The organism is Allomesorhizobium camelthorni (assembly GCF_011045125.1).
In the GTDB taxonomy this organism is placed as follows: domain Bacteria; phylum Pseudomonadota; class Alphaproteobacteria; order Rhizobiales; family Rhizobiaceae; genus Allomesorhizobium; species Allomesorhizobium camelthorni.
The window spans coordinates 1-2,256 of the sequence record NZ_JAAKZF010000214.1 but is presented as its reverse complement, the minus strand read 5'-3'; the positions used below and the strand labels follow the sequence as shown (position 1 = coordinate 2,256).

At 58.4% G+C, this 2,256-nt stretch carries 1 protein-coding gene; it reads right to left on the bottom strand.

Annotated elements, in window-relative coordinates; translation table 11 throughout:
• Positions 1–74: 74 nt before the first annotated feature.
• On the bottom strand, positions 75–1,589 hold the full coding sequence (gene ltrA / locus G6N73_RS35340) for a group II intron reverse transcriptase/maturase (RefSeq protein WP_165034488.1): 1,515 nt from the start codon (positions 1,587–1,589) through the stop codon (positions 75–77).
• Positions 1,590–2,256: the final 667 nt, after the last annotated feature.

Here is a 2,256-nt window from a genome sequence, read left to right as displayed (position 1 = left end):
GTGGAGTAAGAAGCGCTGCTGCGCTTCTCCTCCCCGAACCGTACGTGCACCTTTCAGCGCATACGGCTCTCTATTCAATCTTGGCCCAGGGCCATAGCAACATCATGATAGTTTGAGGTGACGGTGCTGCGAGATTCGCTCCGGAAGATGTATGGATTGGCCTCCGGATTCCGCCACCGGAACTGCGCCTTGGGACTGGATACCATTCGGCGCAGCGCCTTGCCGACGCGGTCTCCACGGTCACTTCGTTCATAAACAAGCCAGGTCTTTGCCTTGCCTGCCTCCGGCGCTCGATACCAGCTCCGCATCAATGGCTTGATGCGTGACCGATATTTTCGCGCCAGCCAGTGCGCCAGTTTCCAGAACACGACATGGTCGATGTGCCGGAAGGTGCGTGCTGTGAAGTCGGTGAACTTGTAGAAGGCCGCCCATCCCGCCAGTTGGCGATTCAGGCGGTCCACCATGTCGACCTTGCCAACATCATGATTGCCGGAAAGGGTCTCAGTCAGTTTGCGAACAAACGCCTTGGCCTTTTCCTTGGGTATCGTCGTGACGACGGACATGTGCCCGTTCGACCCTCGCTTGCGAATGATCCGATGCCCCAGAAAGACGAACCCGTCATCGACGTGGGTGATATGGGTCTTTTCCATATTCAACGTCAGCTTCAGGCGGTCTTCCAGAAAGGCCCGGCATTCCTCGCGGATTTCCTCGGCATGGACCTTCGTCCCTTTGACGATGACAACGAAGTCATCGGCATAGCGACAATAGGCAATCGCAGGTTTCCATTGCCGGTTCTCTCGAACCGTTATGGGGCGTCCCTGCTGAATGCCGAAGTTCCATGCCCAGCGATCCTTGCGGGCTTTCCGGTTCAGGTATTTCGCCTCCAGCCACGCATCAAACTCGTGGAGCATGATGTTGGACAGGAGCGGCGACAGCACGCCGCCTTGCGGAACACCCTCGCTGGACGCCGTAAACAGGCCACGATCGATGTGGCCCGCCTTCAGGATTCGCCAGAGTAGATCGACAAACCGTCCATCCTGCACCCGTCGTCGCACGCATCGCAGAAGCAACCGATGATGAACGGTGTCGAAGTAGCTTGCCAGATCACCTTCGATGATCCAGCGGCCCCTCGTCGTATCCGTGCCATCCTGAAGCTGCAACTTCACGGTACGAACGGCATGGTGCACGCTGCGTTCCGGCCGGAAGCCATAGGACAGGCGATGGAAGTCGCTTTCCCAGATCGGCTCCATGGCCATCAGCATGGCACGCTGGACAATGCGGTCTGTCAGGGTCGGTATACCCAGTGGTCGTAGCTTGCCATTGGCTTTCGGGATATAGATCCGCTTGACCGGCTTCGGGCGATAGGTGCCCTTCAGCAGGTTCGTCCGCAGGTCGGCCAGATGACGATCCAGCCCGGCCTGCATGCGTTGCTTATCCATTCCGTCAATGCCCGGCGTCTGGGCGCCACTTGACGCCAGAACGATCCGGGCGGCTTCGGCAAGCCATTCCCGATCGGCAATGAGCCGAAGAAGACGATCGAACCGCCGGTTCGGATCGCTTTCAGCCCATGTTGCGAGCTTGTGCTGCATTTCGCTGATTATCAAAGGTCTTCACCTCGTTTGGTCAGGTAATTTGCACTCCAAGCAGATTGAACTGTTCCCCTTCGCCATGTGGCAGGCTCTCCCTGCCGCGGACTACTACGGGAACTCCGCCAGCATGATGGACATCAGGGTCAACTCCCTTGCGACGCAGAACATCGTGGGCATTCCATCATGCCTTCCCTCGTTCATATGCTGGACATTCCACGCACTGGGGAGGTTGCCGGTCGCAGTCCTTGTCCTTGCGTCCCGCAAGTCGATGCCGCTGCCATGGTCTGGCTGTGTTCTCCCCATGGCCCCCTGCAGGCGACCTACATGTACGCCCACATTCGGATGCCGCCGACATACGTCTCCGGCGACCTCATCAGCATTTCGCCTGTTAAGCCGTGTAGGCGAAGGCGACATTTCAGCCCTCGGATGCGGATTAACCGGTTCGTGTTCCTCAACCTTCCAGTGCTACAGCCTCGGGAACCATCTCGGCGTAACGGCTTCGCCTCAATTCCCTTTACCTGCGGGCTACGTCACCCTGCCAGTTGACGACAGGTCACCGCCGCTTGGGCTCTTGCCCCCTCACAGCAGGGAGCAGGGCATTCTTCAAATCCTCCTTTCTCAATGCATTCCAGTCATATGCACCCCGGACCATCCGGGACGAGGCGCA

What these genes read in the sequence shown, in the direction of transcription:
- ltrA (WP_165034488.1), bottom strand. Translation starts at nt 1,589, where the DNA reads ATGCAGCACAAGCTCGCAACATGGGCTGAAAGCGATCCGAACCGGCGG.